Source organism: Sinorhizobium sp. NG07B (assembly GCF_002532005.1).
Taxonomy (GTDB): Bacteria; Pseudomonadota; Alphaproteobacteria; order Rhizobiales; family Rhizobiaceae; genus Sinorhizobium; species Sinorhizobium fredii_C.
This window is the reverse complement of sequence record NZ_NWTD01000001.1, coordinates 1,239,031-1,255,097: the sequence shown is the minus strand read 5'-3', so window position 1 is coordinate 1,255,097 and position 16,067 is coordinate 1,239,031. Positions and strand designations below refer to the sequence as shown.

General features: G+C 61.5%; 11 protein-coding genes. 3 read left to right on the top strand and 8 right to left on the bottom strand.

The genetic code is table 11. The features are described 5' to 3' along the window. Positions 1 to 53: 53 nt before the first annotated feature. From CO664_RS06020 to CO664_RS06000, 4 genes are all read right to left on the bottom strand, one after another. Positions 54 to 794 carry a DNA mismatch repair protein MutT gene (locus CO664_RS06020; RefSeq protein WP_097538159.1) on the bottom strand — a complete coding sequence of 247 codons (741 nt, stop codon included), beginning with the start codon at positions 792 to 794 and terminating at the stop codon, positions 54 to 56. A 2-nt stretch (positions 795 to 796) separates the two neighbouring features. After that, positions 797 to 1,903 (bottom strand): endonuclease/exonuclease/phosphatase family protein, encoded by a 1,107-nt coding sequence (locus CO664_RS06015; RefSeq protein WP_097525009.1) that lies wholly within the window; start codon positions 1,901 to 1,903, stop codon positions 797 to 799. Positions 1,904 to 2,097: 194 nt separating this feature from the next. Continuing rightward, complete coding sequence (locus CO664_RS06010) at positions 2,098 to 2,541, bottom strand: TIGR02594 family protein (protein WP_037423483.1); 444 nt, start codon at positions 2,539 to 2,541, stop codon at positions 2,098 to 2,100. An 880-nt stretch (positions 2,542 to 3,421) separates the two neighbouring features. Beyond that, positions 3,422 to 6,340 carry a calcium-binding protein gene (locus CO664_RS06000; RefSeq protein ID WP_176536500.1) on the bottom strand — a complete coding sequence of 973 codons (2,919 nt, stop codon included), beginning with the start codon at positions 6,338 to 6,340 and terminating at the stop codon, positions 3,422 to 3,424. Between the two features lie 522 nt (positions 6,341 to 6,862). Between CO664_RS06000 and CO664_RS05995 the strand changes: the two genes are divergently transcribed. Then, complete coding sequence (locus CO664_RS05995; protein WP_097538156.1) at positions 6,863 to 8,887, top strand: BTAD domain-containing putative transcriptional regulator; 2,025 nt, start codon at positions 6,863 to 6,865, stop codon at positions 8,885 to 8,887. A gap of 588 nt (positions 8,888 to 9,475) precedes the next feature. Beyond that, entirely contained in the window at positions 9,476 to 10,492 is a 1,017-nt protein-coding gene (locus tag CO664_RS05990; RefSeq protein WP_234820101.1) for a LuxR C-terminal-related transcriptional regulator, read from the top strand. A gap of 33 nt (positions 10,493 to 10,525) precedes the next feature. On the opposite strand, the gene csgH is transcribed toward CO664_RS05990, so the two are convergent. Both csgH and CO664_RS05975 read right to left on the bottom strand, forming a co-directional pair. Next, positions 10,526 to 10,828 carry a curli-like amyloid fiber formation chaperone CsgH gene (csgH, locus tag CO664_RS05985; RefSeq protein ID WP_097538155.1) on the bottom strand — a complete coding sequence of 101 codons (303 nt, stop codon included), beginning with the start codon at positions 10,826 to 10,828 and terminating at the stop codon, positions 10,526 to 10,528. Positions 10,829 to 11,004: 176 nt separating this feature from the next. Further along, positions 11,005 to 11,364 carry a hypothetical protein gene (locus tag CO664_RS05975; RefSeq protein WP_037423405.1) on the bottom strand — a complete coding sequence of 120 codons (360 nt, stop codon included), beginning with the start codon at positions 11,362 to 11,364 and terminating at the stop codon, positions 11,005 to 11,007. Between the two features lie 408 nt (positions 11,365 to 11,772). Here CO664_RS05975 and CO664_RS05970 point away from each other — a divergent pair, with 408 nt between their 5' ends. Then, positions 11,773 to 13,125: a hypothetical protein gene (locus tag CO664_RS05970; RefSeq protein WP_234820099.1), complete on the top strand. Its 1,353-nt coding sequence runs from the start codon at positions 11,773 to 11,775 to the stop codon at positions 13,123 to 13,125. 469 nt (positions 13,126 to 13,594) lie between these two features. Here the strand turns inward: CO664_RS05970 and CO664_RS05965 are convergent, their stop codons facing one another. Together CO664_RS05965 and CO664_RS05960 are read right to left on the bottom strand one after the other, a co-directional pair. Then, positions 13,595 to 15,334 carry a TRAP transporter large permease subunit gene (locus CO664_RS05965; protein ID WP_097538154.1) on the bottom strand — a complete coding sequence of 580 codons (1,740 nt, stop codon included), beginning with the start codon at positions 15,332 to 15,334 and terminating at the stop codon, positions 13,595 to 13,597. Beyond that, a complete protein-coding gene (locus tag CO664_RS05960; protein ID WP_050988330.1) occupies positions 15,331 to 15,999 on the bottom strand; it encodes a TRAP transporter small permease subunit in 669 nt (222 codons plus the stop codon). Before CO664_RS05960 ends, CO664_RS05965 begins: the two co-directional genes overlap by 4 nt. Positions 16,000 to 16,067 lie beyond the last annotated feature (68 nt).

Sequence of the window (16,067 nt, the reverse complement as noted above, 5' to 3'; positions counted from 1 at the left end):
TGCGACAATCCCGCTTCGATAGAGAAGCCGCGCGGGGCGCGCATTGACAAAGGCTACTTGATTTCTCGCCGAGCAAAGAGCCAAGCGAGGATCGGCGGGATAAACTCCGGATAGTTGTGCGCATGCGGTTCGGGCCCACGGATCGCCAGCGCCTCGTCGACCTCCGGATGCGGATCGGCTGCGATATGCACCGCCACCCGCGCGACGACCTCGTCCGCTGTAGCGGGGAGCCGGAAAACGCGAAACACGGTGATCGTGCCGGCCACGTGAATGGCGTGCCAGCCCGTTTCGGCGGAGGCCTCGGAGAGTGAAATGCCCGTTTCCTCCTTCACTTCGCGGGCAATATTGCCGGCGACGTCGCAACGCCCATCGACAACGTCTTCCGGTTCCAGCGAGCCGCCGGGGCTGTAGACGCGTCCGGCATTGGCCGTGTGGGCGCCCATGCGGATGGCGATCAGGGCACCGTCCGAGGAAAGCAGCATCGGCATGCCGAAGATGTGGCAGGCCCCCGGTCCCCGCGTCTTTCGCCACCAGAGAAAGGTCGAGTACGGAACGATATGCGCCCGGGCGGCGATGCGCCCTTCGGCGATGCGGATCGACCGCTGCAGTACCATCCTGCCGTCGAACAGGTGCGGATTGGCGGCGATCTCGCGCTGCCAGCTCTCCCGCGCGCGCTCCGACTCGGCAAGGTGGAACGGGTGCGGTTCGGCGGAAACCTCTATGTCGATCTCCGACACCGGGAAAACCTTACCTTCCGGGGGCCAGCCGGTCCGATTGCTCTCGAGAAGGGTCATCGTCAGATGTCCAGCGTCATGACGACCGGGCAATGGTCGGAGGCCTTCGGCCGGTCCCAGCCGGTGCGCGGATAACGCTTCACCTCCTGCCCCGCGGGAAAGATCGTCCGGAAAGGCTGGCCGGCGCGGACGATCTCCGGAATACGGCCGGCATTGCGCCGCGCAAGCGCCGGCGACAGCCAGATATAGTCGAGCTGGCAGAGGTGCCGTTCCTCCGGACCGCGGCTGTGGAAGAGTGTCCAGCGGTCGAGCACCGGTCGTCTCGACATGGGATTCTCGACGAAGCCGTCACGGCTGAGAATATCGAGGGCGCTCGCCTCTTCCTGGCTCGGCACGAATTCGTAGCCGTTGCGGCGGTCGCCGAGGATGACGACCTTCTCCTGATAATCATTCATGTCCCCACAAATGGCGAACATCTTGTCCGCCGCATGGCCGCGGCCGAAGCGGCTTTCGATGATATGGCGCACCGCCTTCGCCTCGGCTTCGCGAATGGCCATGGTTGCCCGTCGGCCGTCGAGGCCGTCGCGCGCCGGTCCCATCGATTTGAAATGCACCACATAGAGCGTCAGCGGCCGGCCGCCGATCCTCAGATCCACTTCCAGGCAGTCGCGCTTGAAGATGCGATCGCGCGGGCGGTTGGTCAAAGCCAGTTCGTCGTTGAAGAGGCCGACATCCTCATAGGTCAGCGCCGCATGGCTCTTGACCTCGAGGCATTCGATTTTCTGCCCGTCGCGCGTCTCCTCGCGCATCAGAACCGCCACGTCGATGCCGCGCGAATCGTTGCCCTCGATCAGATGCTTCTGCCGGTATCCGTTGCCGACCATGCGGAAGAGGTAGCCATATTCGAAGGCCTGCAAGGCCGCCATGTTGTCCGCCTCCTGCAGGCAGAGAATGTCGGCATCGCAGTCGGCGATGGCAAGCGCCGACATCTGTCGCGTGTCGTCGGTGTGGGCGATCGTGCGCGCCTCCTCCAGCCGCTGATACTCCGCCTCGCTCCGCACATCGAAAAGCCTCAGCACCCGGTCCTGCTTGAGTTGGTTGCGGAAGCCGGAAAAGTCGAACCGGCTCAGAAGGTTCTCGATATTGAACGTGGCGAGGCGAAGCGACATCGGGCCATCCGCAGTTGGAGACGCCGCGGAGATTAGAGCATTTTGCAGTCAGGTGGAAACACCTGACGTCGCACAAATGCGGCAAAAACAAACAGATAGAGCGGCAGCGAACGTGCAAGCGCATCCCGCTCCTCATGCGGGATGAGCAAGAAGGCAACCCGCCCATCGGCGTCCGATATCAACCGACGTCCGTCCTAACGTCTCACGGCGACCACCTGGCCGCGGCTGAAATAGGACAGTTGCACCCTACCCGATTGATTGCCGCCGATCACCCGGGCCGTCGATTTCGACAGCGCGGACAGGATACCGACATGGTAGTTCCGGCCGGTTCTGACCACGATGACGTCGCCCGGGCGGGCATAGGAAAGTTTGATCGGTGCACCGAACCTCAGCCACGACCGCGCAAAACTATAGCTCTGCGGTGGTTGACGACCGGCTTTCCGGGCGATCATGCCCATGAAGTGTCCGCACCAGGGCGTGCGTGCCGGATTGATGCCGAGGGCGGCACGCAGCCGCTTGTTGTTCTTGACCTCGTGCAGTCCTGCATATTGCTGGGCCTGGGCCAGCATGCCTGCGGACGCGGTCTCCGGTGATGTAAGCGCGACAAATGCCGCAGTCAGAAACGCCACAACCTTCATGATTCGGGTCTCCTTTGTGCGCGGACCGGCCTCATGCCGGCTTGCGCCGCTCTGCGTCTCCGACCATCGCACCGGGTTCGCCTTCCTCCGGCACGCAAATTTCTGCGCGCAAAGAGCCACCCGCGCTCGGGAAGCGTCCCTGGCGCGCGAACGAAAGCTCCGGTATCAAAGGGCTAGAGCGTCCTTAATCGAGGCGCGCGACAAACCCCGGCCAAGCCTGGGAGGTCGAAACTTTGCATGGCTCCGCCCGAGAGCGGTACCGCACTACGGCGCCGCGTCTTGTCAGACGCGCAAAGGTCGCCGTAGCACTTTGAATTCCTGCATGTCTTTGTCCCTATCGAGTCGATTTAAGGAGACATGCAGCAGCAACCACGCAAACTACACCACGCCTTCGCTACGACGTACGAAAGACTCTCTAGCGCTTTGAGGCTGCACGTCTTCTGTCGCCGGAAGCCCGGTTGCCGGTTCCAGCTTGAAGTTGCAGCCGGCCTGCGAACTGCAATGGCCGTGCCCCAACCTGATGGCGGTCGCTCAACGAGAGATGAAATTCCCCTGCCAGCCGTTGGTCAGCGGGCAGGACTTTGCCGGTGAGGTGCAGCGAAATTGTGGCAGAGATCGCGCCCAAGATGCGAGAGGCGCGCATTTCTCTATCGGACTCGCGGGATTGGCCCAAAAATGGCGCGTCCTCATCGCGAAGCACCGGGATTTTGTGCACGTGCAATTGCCCGGGGCCACCGGCGTTGCGCGCGGCCGGCGCTGAAATGAGCGCCGCCATTGCGTCTCAGCAAATGCCAAGCTCATTCGCTTGCGACACGACGAATGAGGGGCGGGATGCATCCATCCCGCCCCTTTCGTGATCAGCCCGGGTAAGCGAAGCCGCTTAGAACAGCGAGAAGTCGCTGGTCGAAAGCGTCGTGACACCCTTGAGGATCGCCACCAGTTCGAGGTCCGCCTCGGTGCCCTTGCCGTCGGCGTCGAACCACAGCCGGCCGTTGTCGCTTTCGAACAGGAAGGTACCCTTGCTGCTCGTCGCCACCGGATCGGCGCCGACGACGAGCGTGACGGTCGCGTCGGCGGCGGCAATGCCGTAGTCGCTTTTGTCGATCACCAGCTTGTCCTGGCCGCGGGTGAAGTCGGTGATGACGTCGCCCTCGCCGTCCCGGCCGGAGCGGTCGAAGACGAACAGGTCGTTGCCGGCACCGCCGGTCAGCCAGTCGTCGCCGGCGCCGCCGTTCAGTCGGTCGACACCAGCGCGACCGTCGAGAACGTCGTCGGCCCCGCCGCCGTTGAAGGTATTCGCAAGGGCATCGCCGCGGATGACATCGTCATTGGCGCTGCCGTTGATGATCTCGAAATTTTTCACCGTCAGGCCCTGCGCCATGCCCCTGTTCGAGGCCTGGCTCTGAAGGTCAAGCACGACCGAGATGTCGCTGGTGTCCTTGAACGAGAGCGTGTCGGTGCCGATGCCGCCGTCGAAGACATCGGTTCCGGTGAAGACGGTGCGCGTCAGCGTGTCATTGCCGGCGTCGCCGAACAGGCTGTCGCTGCCGGCGCCGTCGGTGAGCACGTCATTGCCGTCGCCGCCGCGCAGCGTGTCGTTGCCGCCATTGCCCTCGAGCCGGTCGCCGAGCTTGCCGCCGGTGATCGTGTCCTTGCCGGCGCTGCCGAGATAGTTCAGCACCTCGAAGGCCTTGAAGGAGGTGGTCGCATCGACGGTGGCGCTGCCGGTTGCGAAGCTGAAGGCGATGTCCTTCGTCTGGTTGCTTGCATCAAGGTCGAGCGTGTCGGTACCGGCACCGCCATCGGCCGTGTCGCCGATCCCGGCATAGACGCGGTCGTTGCCGTCTTCGCCGGAGATCTTGTCGCGGCCGCCGTAGAAACCGACGCCGTCGCCGGAGAGCGTGTCGTCGCCTAGGCCGCCCTTCAGCGTGTCGTTGCCGAGATTGCCGGCAAGCACGTCGTCGCCGGCGCCGCCGGTCAGGCTGTCGTGGCCGATGCCGCCGTGCAGCGCGTCATTCAGCGCGCCGCCGACAAAGACGTCGTTGCCGCTGCCGCCGACGAGTTTCACCCGCTCGATGTTCTTGACCGTCACCGGCGCATTGCTGACGCTGACCGAGGGGGCGAGCTTGAACGTGATGCCGGCCGTGTATTTGGAGAAATCGATCGACGCGAAGTCCGTACCGGTGCCGCCGTCGAGCGTCAGCTTGCCGGTCGAAGCGCTGCGCTCGAAGGAGTCGTTGCCGGTGCCGAGATCGACCGTGTTGTGGCCAATCACGCTGCCGCTGTCGCCGACAGTGACCGTGTCGTTGCCGTCGCCAGCCTTGAGGGCATTGGTGCCGCCGAAGTCAATGAGGCGGTCGTTGCCGGCGCCGGAGGACACGTTGTCATTGCCGGTGCCGCCGTCGAGCACGTCGGAGCCGGCGGTGCCGATCAGCGTGTCGTTGCCGGCATAGCCGGAGAAGCTGACGCTTTGAGCGGCGCCGACCGACTTCACCACGTCATTGCCGGAACCGAAGGACACCTGATAGCGCTCGAAGTTCTTGAGCGACGTTCCCTCGGAAAGCGCGGCGCTGGCGCCCGTCGCAGAGAAGCTCAGGTCGGCAGTTGCTGTCCGCCGGTCGATATTCACATGGTCGGTACCGAGGCCGCCGTCGGCCTTGTCTGCCCCGCCATCGCCCAGTTCCACCCGGTCGCTGCCGTCGCCGGCAACGACGCTGTCCTTGCCGAGACCGCTCTTGACATGATCATCACCGGCACCGGCGTTGACGATGTCATCGCCGGCCGCGCTGTCGATGATATCGGCACCGGTGCTGGTGGTGATCGTGTTGGCGCCACTTCCAGCCGCGGTGATGGTGTAGTTTTCGATGCCGATGAAGGTCGTTCCGCCGGCAATCGTGTTGACGACATTCGCCGCTTTCGCGGTGAAATTGCCCGTAAAGTTCGTCAGCACGAGGCGATCATTGCCGCCGGCGTCGGTGATCGTGTCCTTGCCCTCGCCATAGCGGTAGGTGATCGTGTCGTTGCCTGCCCCGCCCTCGACCTTGTCGTCGCCGGCGCCGCCATCCAGCGAGTCGTTGCCGACGTCACCGAAGAGGCTGTCATTGCCGATACCGCCAGCTACGGAATCGTCGCCTGTGCCGCCGCGGACATCGTCATTGCCGGCGTCGCCGGAAAGAAAGTCCATTCCCTGGTCGCCGGTGAGAATATCGTCATCGTCATCGCCGTTGATGAAATCCGTGCCATAGCCACCCTTGAGCGTGTCCTTGCCGAGCCCGCCCATCAGCAGGTCTGCGCCGCGACCGCCGGTCAGCTTGTCGTCGCCGGCCCCGCCGGTGAACATGTCGCTATAGTTGCCGCCGGTGATCGTATCGGCGAAATCGGTCCCGGTGATGCTGAAGGCTTCGACATTGGTGGTCTTGATATTGCCGACCAGCGTCTGCGGGGCGATCCAATCCTTGATCGCGATGTTCACGCCAGCGGTAAGGTCGGAATAATCGACCATGAGACGATCAGTGCCCGAACCGCCGTCAGCGATGTCGCCGGCGCCGGAAAGCGGCACGTCGGCCATGATCGTGTCCTGACCGGAGCCGCCATTGACGGTATCGCTTTCGTCGCCGCCGTCGAGAAAATCATTGCCGCTGTTGCCGTTCAGCGTGTCCTTGCCCGTATCGCCCAAGATAAAATCGGCCTGGAACGAGCCGCTGAGAGTATCATTGCCTCCGAGGCCGATAATCTGGTCAGCGCCGAAATTGCCGTTCAGCGTATCGGCGCCGTCCGTACCCATTATATTTGTTGCCATTAGTATCTCCTGAGGATTTCTGACATAGAAACTCCGTTCGCCGGCAGCGTGCGGCGTCGAAGCGAATTGAACTTTTTGAAATTGCTGCCGCAGCTGGGAAATGGCGGCATGCGGTTGGAATGTGCTGGCTAGCGGATTTTGCTCATCGCTAATCTTTCTCCTCGAATCCGGACGCCTTACGTCCATGTCCGCCATATTGTTCAGAAAAAACTATCGCGGTGTTCCCATGGATACAGCCGGCGATAGGCGAAGACTTTACTTCAATCGTCAGAAATACCGCCTATGGAGTGAGCGGATCATGCTGAAAGACTTGAGCTTCTTTCCCGTTTGTGATGCACGTTGTACTTTACTCTGACGCGACAATGGCAGTTCCCAACATTCCTTCCGAAACCTGCTCCGCGCTGCCGCATGCATATTTCACCGCTAGGCGCCGAGGGCGTCGCGCGCTTCGAGGCCGCTTGTCTCACTGGTGCGCATCCCAATTGAAAATTGAACAACAGCCATTCGTGAAAAGAGCGTGAAATGAACGAGGTACCGCGGTTTTCAGAGAACTTCCGTGGGTTGCAGATCGAGTTCAAACTGCTGGGAGGATTCGCTGTGCGCTCCCCCACCGGTGAGGCACTGATCCTGCCGACCGCCAAGACTCGGCTTCTCGCCGCCTATCTGGCTTTGTCGGCGGGCCAGTATCAGGCTCGCTCCAAGCTGTGCGCGCTTTTCTGGGAGGACCGGGGCGCTGAGCAGGCGCGGGCAAGCCTGCGCAATGCGCTGGCGGCGATCCGCGCCGTCCTGGGGGATCACATTTTGATCGCGAACCGCGAGGCGGTCATGCTCGACCCGAATTTCCTATGCACCGACGTCGATGAACTCAAGTCGCTCATGGGCCGAACCTCGGCCACCGCGGAAGCCGAGACGGCGCGACGCTTGGCCGCTGAGCTTTTGGAAGGCCTGACGGTCTCGGGGGAAGAGCTGACGGAATGGCTCGAGTTCGAGCGGACGCGATGCCGCAATCTATCGGAAGCATTGCTTTCCAAGACTGCGGAACAGCTTGCCGAGCACGGCGACGAAGCGGCAGCCGTGGCGCTCGCCCAGCAACTGGTCGCACTCGACCCCTTTCGAGAAAAGAGCCATCGATTGCTGATGCGCCTCTATGCACGCCAAGGGGAGCGTTCGCTTGCCGCAGCGCAATTCCAGACCTGTCGCCAACTGCTTGCCGACGAGCTCGGAACCGCGCCCTCGCCGCAGACCGTCGCTCTGGCCCATGAACTATCGTTGGACGCAACGCCCACGCGGGAAGCCAGACGCCTGGAGGTCGCGCCCTCCCCCATCCAGCAGAAAGCAGCACGCGGTGCGGATACCGATTTCCGCATTTCCATCGCCGTCCTGCCATTTCTTCGTCCGGTGGAGGATGCCGATCAGTCGTTCCTCGCGGAAGGGCTCGCAGAGGATCTGATCAACGAGCTTTCGCGTCACAAGGATTTCCTCGTCATTGCCCGCCAATCGACCTTCGCCTTCGGCGCCGGCCCGCGGCTTGCGGAGCACGCCGCCCAAGCTCTTGATGTTCGTTATGTGCTTACCGGAAATCTTAGGCGTCGGGGAGATGATCTGAGCCTCGGCGTCCAGCTCATCGACACTGCTACCCACCGTACCGTCTGGGCCGAACGCTATGCACGCAAGCTCGAAGAGCTATTCGCGGTTCAGGATGAAATCGTCGGCCTCATCATCACCGCCGTCGACGCAGAAGTGCGTTCGTCGGAGCGCGAGCGGGCTCTGCGCAAACTGCCCGAGACCATGGATGCTTGGGAATTTTTCCACCGCGGCCTCTGGCATGTCTACAATTTCTCCATGGACCAAATCGAGGCGGCGGAGCACTACTTCAGGCGCGCGACAGAGCTCAATCCGCGTTTTGCTCTCGGACATGCCGGCTTGGCGCAGGCAGCGGTCGTTCGCGTTGTCTGGCAAATGTCGGACGACATCCCCGCCACGCTTGAGTCCGGCCTCGTGCATGCCCGTCATGCCGTAGCCCTCGATGGCGCCCACCCCTACCCGCACGTCATGCTGGGGAGGCTTCTCACCTGCCGGGGCGAACTCGGCCTTGCGCATGACCACCTTCGCATCGCGACAGAGCTTAACCCGAGCTACGCCCACGCCCATTACGCGGTGGCGCAGGTGCATATCTGGTCGGGTCAGCCGGCCGAGGCCCTTCCCCACATCGATCGCGCCATCCGTTTCAGTCCGCGCGATCCCCTTCTCAGCATGTTCATGACCGTGCGTTCGGTCTGTCTTTTTCTGATGGGCGACATGACTGGTGCGGAGGCCGCAGCCCGAGCTGCGATTGGTCGCCAGGCGCGCGAAAGTTGGTCGCGCCTTGGGCTCGCCGCAGCACTCGTCGAGAGCGGTCGGACCGACGAGGCACGGGCAGCCGTGGCCGAGGCAAAAGCGCTGATGCCGAACCTGTCAATCGCCAATCTCGACAATCTGATCGGGCGAATGGCATCGGCGCCGCGTCAGCGCATCATAGAAGCATTGCAACGGGCAGGCCTCCAATAGTCGGCCTTCGTGCCGAAAAAAGTCCTTCAATCTCATATCCGACCGCATTGCATTGCAGCATTCGGTAATTGACTGATATTGCTCGCCAGTCCAGGAAGGATCCTCGGCGCCGTGGAGTCCATTTGATGCAGTGCAAGGCAACTCCTCCGTCGGAATTTCAAGATTATTCTGGAGGAATTGCTAAAATACATGTATCTTTCGAGCTAGATCGTCCCGGGAGGGGGAAAATCCCCGCGGATTGAACGAAGAGATAAGACTAATATCTGCTGCACCAAGCCCGGATTCACGCCTTCGGGCTAGCATACTCATATTCTGCAAGAATGACATTTCTGAGTCTTCTTTAACGCCCTGCGAAAGCAGACATTTTTCTATAAAAGGCCGATTGCTGCATCACTGATTTATCTCGAACAAATTGAGAACCAAATTTCTATTGCGTGTGTCGACATTGAAAGGGGCGTTTTGTAACCGGAGTACTGGACGATGTCGGATGCGTACCAAGACAAGTTACTGCTTAGCCTCATTCAAGCAATTTACGAAACGGTGTTACTGCCTTCCGCCTGGGATAGAATTGTCGCAGATCTGACGAAATTGGCACGGGCGGAGTCGGGCGCCATCCTCGGTTTCGAGGGGCTCGACAACAGGAAAATCAGCCTCGCCGTCAAGGGGGTGCAGAGATCGGCTCTGCTCGACGTCGATACGCTCTCGGCGCTGGACGAAGCGACGCTCGCGATGGGCTTGGGAGCGATTGCGACATTGCCGGTAACGCTGGCGAACAGAGCGCCTTGGTCATCCGCCTTGCGGCGCTGCTTCGGCGAGGATGGCAAAATCATCGTTCTGCTCGTGTCGAAGGAAGGAAGCCGGCGAATTGTCGTCGCCTGTTTTTTCCCGCACGCTGCCGACAATCATCTGGCGATCGCCGCCGAAACGCTGATGAAGGTTCTCCCGCATTTCCAGACGGCATTCGCTTTGCAGAAAGCGATGGTCAACGAACGGGAAAGGTCGACCCGCACCGAACGGGCGCTCAGAAGCTGCGCCACCTCGTCGGCCATCGTCACCGCTGATCTTCGCGTCAAATTCGCCAATCGCCGCTTCGGCCGCTTCGTCGATGCCTCCGGCTCCTTCATCGAGTTCCGGGACGAGGTGCTCGAGTTCCAGGACGAGGAGCTTCAGTCGGAGGTCGAGGATCTGATCGAACAGGCGCGCGTCAACAAGCACGATCACCACCTGCGCTGGGCGAAGAGCAAGCGAACCGGCGTGAGCTGGATTGTCAGCGTCGATTTCCTGTCGTTCGGCAGTGACACCTACCGGTTCGGCAATGTTTTCTCCAGCAATGAGCCGAGCTTTCTGCTGACGATCCGGGAATTGAGCCGGAACACCTTGCTCACTCCCGACGACATCAAGACGGTGTTCGGGCTCACGCCGACCGAAGCTGCCCTGGTCCACTCGCTTGCCAACGGCGACGCGCCGTCCGACATCGCGAAGCGCCGGGGCGTTTCCAAGAACACCGTCCATAATCAGCTCGCTTCGGCGATGGGACGGCTCGGCGTGCGCCGGCAGGCACAGCTCCTGAGTTCGCTCGCCGTTCTCTCGTTTTTCACCAAGTGACGGCACGGTGCGCTCCGAGGAGTGGACCTGGCATCACGGAACCGAACTTTCGCACAGCAGCGTCCCGTCGGCGGCATAGACGGACAGGCGGGCCGTCCATACGTCGGGCGCGGTACTGACCAGGATCGTCGATAGCTCCTGCCGTCCCGCCTGTTCGCTCGCGAACGCGCCCGCTTGCACATTCGTGGACGATCCCGTCGTTACCTTGAAGTGGTAGGTCCCGGTCTCCATCCAGTCGCTGTGCAGCGTCGCAACCAAGGAGGTCAGAGTATTGGTTCTGGAATGTTCTATGACACATTCGATCGGGGCATAAGCAACTGTATCCAGGCTGATCATGGCCTCGTCTCCCGCGCGTTGATTTCACGATGGAGGACCGGCCGCGCTACAGCGCCGCGCGTCCCGTTAGGCGCGCAAAGGTCGCTGTAGCCCTTTGAAATGCTGCCTGTCGTTGTCCTTAAAGCGAGGTCGATTTAAGGAGACATGCAGTAGGCGGCCGGTCGATCGAAAATCGATCAGTCCTGCACCGTTATGGAGAGGTTCCCCTCGCCGTCTTGATGGGTCAGCGACTTGTTGCCCCAGCCGAACTGGAACGTGCCGGAGGCGTTGTACTTGCCCTTCTGCAAGGTGATCGACTTGTGGTGCTTTCCAAACTGCGCCGTTCCGGAAATGTTGCCGGTGCCCTTCTGGACCGACACGGACTGGTTACCCTTGCCGACTTGTCCGGTGCCGGAGAAGTTGCCCCAGCCCGACTGGCCGGTAGCGGACATATTGCCGAAGCCCGATTGGCTCGTGACCGATACGTTGTTCCCGGCATAAGCCGAGGAAACGGTGGAGAATGCGAGAAGTGCGGATATTGCGAGTGCCTTGAGCATGACCTGTCTCCCACATGGACGCCATCATGGCGTGAGGAAACGGTCGCAGAATTGGGCTTCTTAGTACTCATGAACATAAGACTAGAAGGAGGATACACTTCCAGCAGGCATTACGAGTTTCATAACAGAAGAATATGCTCAATCATGCAGATATATAGTGAAACAATACCCTAGGCATCATAGCAACTTATCAACCCCACGTTAATCGACCTTTGAGATTTGCAATCTGGATTAGGCTTGGCCCGGCCGTCTTCGGCCGCGCCTTCTCAGGTTGGACGAAGTCAAGCAACGCCACTCTTTCTTTACCAATTGCTGAAATACTGTCGACGAACGCCTTGTTCGCCTCGAGATGATCCGCCAACCGCGGAAAAAATCCAAGCGGCACGACTGAGCAGTACCGAGTATCAGTTGCTAAGGGGAAACGTTCTGAACGCCGACGATCTGGAGCGGCATCCCTCGAACGAGGAGTCGCACGGCAATGTCACCCCATTCCTTGCTCGATTGCCGGGCCGCTTCGCCGGTGTCTTGGTCATCGTCGTCTGTTGGCAGCAGTCAACCAACGTGCGGGCAGACGAGTCGACAACAGCGATGCTAACCTCGGGACACGCCCCGACTTTCTCCTGGGATTTTGGCGCCAGGTGGGAAGACGTCGACACGCCGGACCTATTCTCAAATGTCATCTTTCCGGGCACGTCCGGGCAACTCGAGCCCCCCGATACCATCGGCCTCAGAACGAACCTCTCATTCCGGCTGCCGCTGCAGGATGCGGGGATGGGCCCCTTTTTCCTCGAATGGGATGGAGCGCTCTCGCGTGCAGGCGGCTCCTCCAGCAGGGTCGTGCAGCCGACGGGCAGCGGCTTCGACCTCGCCGCGGGCGAACCAGCCGGTGGGATCATCTCTCTGGCGACGGTTGGCGATATCGGGGGCGCGACCGCGGCCGGCACGATCCATTTCAAGGATAGTTCGGGCGACCCCGCCCGGATCATGGCCTTCGCCCATTCGCAGGCCGGCGACAATGCCATCACGCAATATGCCATCAGCGGCACACAAACGGGCGCCGCCTTCCTGGCTCTGGTCACCAGCGGCGATACATCGTCGGCCGCCGCTTACGCAGCCTTTGCGGATGATCGAGGTCTGTTCTTCCAAGCGCTCGGCGACCTCGACGGAACTGTCGTGAAATCGGCGGTCGAGCAACGGGCGCGCCATTTCGATCAGACGCTCTGGCTCGGAGCTGCCCTTGAACTTGGAAACGGCTGGACGGTCACGCCGAGGCTCGGCCCGACCTACCAGTCGACAAGGCAGGACACCACCTTTCGAACGGAAGTCGACATCGCCGAGAGCATCATGTCGGGCGCCTCAATTCCGGCAATCGGCTATCAGGAGAGGGTCAACGTCTCCGCCGACTATTACGGCGTCCTCGCCGGTTTCAGCGCAGAAACGCCCGTGACCGAAAACCTCCTGCTTCGGATCAATGTCAGCGGCGGCGCCGCGCATTACCGGGCTCGCCTCGACAATCGCGCCACGGCAATCTTCCCGGACGCCGACATCACCTTTTCTTCAAGCGAGCAAGGACGGCACGGCGGTACTTTCCTCGCCAACGCCAGCGCCGCAATGATCCTTTCGTCACGCGAAAGCTTCTCCTTGAAGTTCGAAGCCGGCACGAGTTTCCTCGCGGACATGCCGATCTACCGGTCAGGCAAGCTCGGGACAGAGAGCACGCAGAGCTACTATCTGGCTGTCGGGCTGGAACATCGGTTCTGACAGGGGCGTGGTGGCCAGCTGAACTGGTGGGCTCTTCGGTGATTGCAACAACGCGCCGCAACCATCAGATTTCGCGCGTTTCGATAGCATGGCCACCGCCAATATATGCACCAGGTTGCGCAAGATTCGATCGTGCATCGTTACAATTCGCCCTGAAAAGTTACTGGACCGAATCTCCTGATCTGGCGAATATGAGCCTGCAAATCAGGGAATTGATTTCAGTAGCAATTTAGATCAGAGCTCGCTGCGAAAGCGAGCTCTGATTGGAGAAGGGAACCGGTTGAGCTCGCGGCGGCTCTCGGGGAAACGTGCTGATCGGTAGCCCACGCACTCACGGGCGGGCGCGACATTGCCGCCAAAACAACTGCGCCATAGGTGGGACATTTCACCGCATTCTTGAAGGGCTCGCTTGCTGACGGCGGGCCCTTCCCTTCTTCAAGGCATCGGTAAACAGCGCTTGCGACTTCCCTCAACCGTAGAGGTAGTTCGGCAACCACAGCGTCATGCCGGGCCAGGCATACATGATGATCATGCAGAGGATGACGATCAGCATGTAGGGCATCATGCCCGCGAAGATCTGCCTGAGCGTAACATGCGGCGGGGACACGCCTTTGAGATAGTAGGCGGACATGGCGACCGGCGGCGACAGGAAGGCCGCCTGGAGATTGACGAAGACGAGAACGCCCCAGACGATCGGATCAATGTCGAAGTGCCGGAGCATCGGCAGGAAGATTGGCACGAAGATGATGATGATCTCCGTCCATTCCAGCGGCCACCCCAGAATGAAGATGATCGCCTGCGACAGGATCATGAATTGCAGCGGCGTGAGATCGAGCGCAAGCACCCATTGCTCGACCAGCGCCTGGCCGCCGAGGATCGCGAAGACTGCGGAGAACAGCGCCGAACCGACGAAGAGCCAGCAGACCATCGCCGTCGTTTTCGCCGTCAGGAACACCGCCTCCTTGGTTCGCTTCCAATTGAGCGTTCCTGCCTGCAAGGCGAGCAGAAACGCCCCGGCCGCCCCGACCGCAGCGGACTCCGTCGCTGTCGTGATGCCGAAGAGGATGACGGCGAGCACGACGATGGTGAGGATGGCGAGCGGCATGACCGAGGAGACCAGGAGTTTCACCACCTGCAGCCGCTCCGCGGTCATGTTGCGGTAATAGCGGACGATGAGGATCAGCGCCACCGCTGCCGCCAAGCCGAACCACAGGTAGAAGCTCGTGGCCGGTCCGTCGGCGGCGGCCGGCCCGGCATCGGCCGCAGGTGCTCCGAGTTCCTCCAGCCCCTCCGGCGCTTCGGTTTCGACCGCCTGCGGATGAATAACCACGTACCACCACACAAGCGCCAGCGTGGCCGCAGTCAACAGAAAGGGGACGAGCGCTGCAAAGGCATTCTTGAAGAGCTTCCAATAGGTAAATCGCCCTTCCTCCGTCTCGATCGCCAATGCCCGCCGCGGCGAGACGAGGGCGGTGAAAAGCCCGGCCAGCATGTTGCGCGAATAGAGCGCCTCGAAACGCCTCATCCAGACCGGCACGGGGACACGTGTTTCTTCTTCCGGCAGGGCCGGCGCGATCTTCGGATTGAGCGCCGCCCAGCCAAGAACATAGGCAAGATAGAGAAGAGCCAGGAAGAAGCCGGGGAACATCGTCGCGGCATAGAGCTTGACCACCGACTGCCCGGCAACCGCCGCATAGACGATGATCATCACCGACGGCGGGATTAGGATGCCGAGCGTGCCGCCCGCGGTGATGACGCCGGAAGCGAGTTTCACGTCGTATCCGGCGCGCAGCATCGGGTTCATGGCGATCACGCCCATCAGCACGACCACCGCACCCACCAGGCCGCTGGCGATGCCCCAGAATGTGCAGATGATCAGCGTCGTCACAGCGAGCGAGGCCGGCACGCGCCGGAAGGAAAGCTGGACGCTGTAGAACATCTTGTCGACGAGGGCGCCGCGCTCCATCACGTATCCCATCAGCACGAAGAGCGGGATGCAGATCAGCACGTCGTTGGTCATCGCGCCATAGGTGCGCTGGACCATGAGATCGAACACGCGATTGTCGATCCAGTGCTCGGCGGGATTGTAGAAGGCATAGAAGCCGAAGACCATTCCGAGCCCCATCAGCGTGAACGCCGTTGGAAATCCCATCAGGATCACGACGACGATCAGCATCAGCATGGTCAATCCGAGAAACGGATCGCTCACGGCTCCTCCTCTCCCTTGAGGCCGCGCTGCCGCGCCGCTCTGTCGATGTCCTGCGCCCGCTCGATCGCCGCCTCGCGCGCCTCCAGGTCGACATGCTCGCTATGGGCAAGCTGCTCGGCGACCACGTCCATCTCCTCGACGTCCTCCATCCTGCGCGGCCATTCGCCGGTCCTCAGACAGGCGATGCAGCGCACGATCTCGGCGAACCCCTGCAGCATCACGAGGGCGCCGGCCACCGGAATGACCGTTTTGAAATAGTAGATCGGCGGCCCTTCCGCCGTCACGGTCGAGTGTTCGCGGATCCGCCAGGAAAGGGCGGCGTAATCGTATCCGGCATAGACGAGGGCGGCGACGCCCGGCAGAAAGAACAGGATGTAGAGCGCGAGATCCAGCGCGGCCTGCGTGCGGGGTTTCAGCGAACTGTAGATGAAGTCACCGCGCACATGGGCGTTCTGCGCCAGCGCATAGGCACCCGCCAGCATGAACAGGCTGCCGTAGAGCATGTTGCTCGCATCGAAGATCCAGGCGGTCGGCGCGTTCAGGATGTAGCGCTTGAACACCTCGACGCAGACAAGCGCCATCAGCCCGATGATCAGCCACGCGGCAGCCTTGCCGACCCACACGCTGATCTCGTCGATCCTGATCAGAAAACGCTGGACGTCCACGCGCTCCCCCAATGCCCCCTGCTCCGATCACGCGTCGCCGGCATCTGCCCCGGGGACGCGTGAAGGGT

Bases quoted from the DNA above. Each gene is read 5' to 3' on its own strand.
- CO664_RS06020 (WP_097538159.1), bottom strand. From the start codon at position 794: ATGACCCTTCTCGAGAGCAATCGGACCGGCTGGCCCCCGGAAGGTAAG.
- CO664_RS06015 (WP_097525009.1), bottom strand. From the start codon at position 1,903: ATGTCGCTTCGCCTCGCCACGTTCAATATCGAGAACCTTCTGAGCCGG.
- CO664_RS06010 (WP_037423483.1), bottom strand. From the start codon at position 2,541: ATGAAGGTTGTGGCGTTTCTGACTGCGGCATTTGTCGCGCTTACATCA.
- CO664_RS06000 (WP_176536500.1), bottom strand. From the start codon at position 6,340: ATGGCAACAAATATAATGGGTACGGACGGCGCCGATACGCTGAACGGC.
- CO664_RS05995 (WP_097538156.1), top strand. From the start codon at position 6,863: ATGAACGAGGTACCGCGGTTTTCAGAGAACTTCCGTGGGTTGCAGATC.
- csgH (WP_097538155.1), bottom strand. From the start codon at position 10,828: ATGATCAGCCTGGATACAGTTGCTTATGCCCCGATCGAATGTGTCATA.
- CO664_RS05975 (WP_037423405.1), bottom strand. From the start codon at position 11,364: ATGCTCAAGGCACTCGCAATATCCGCACTTCTCGCATTCTCCACCGTT.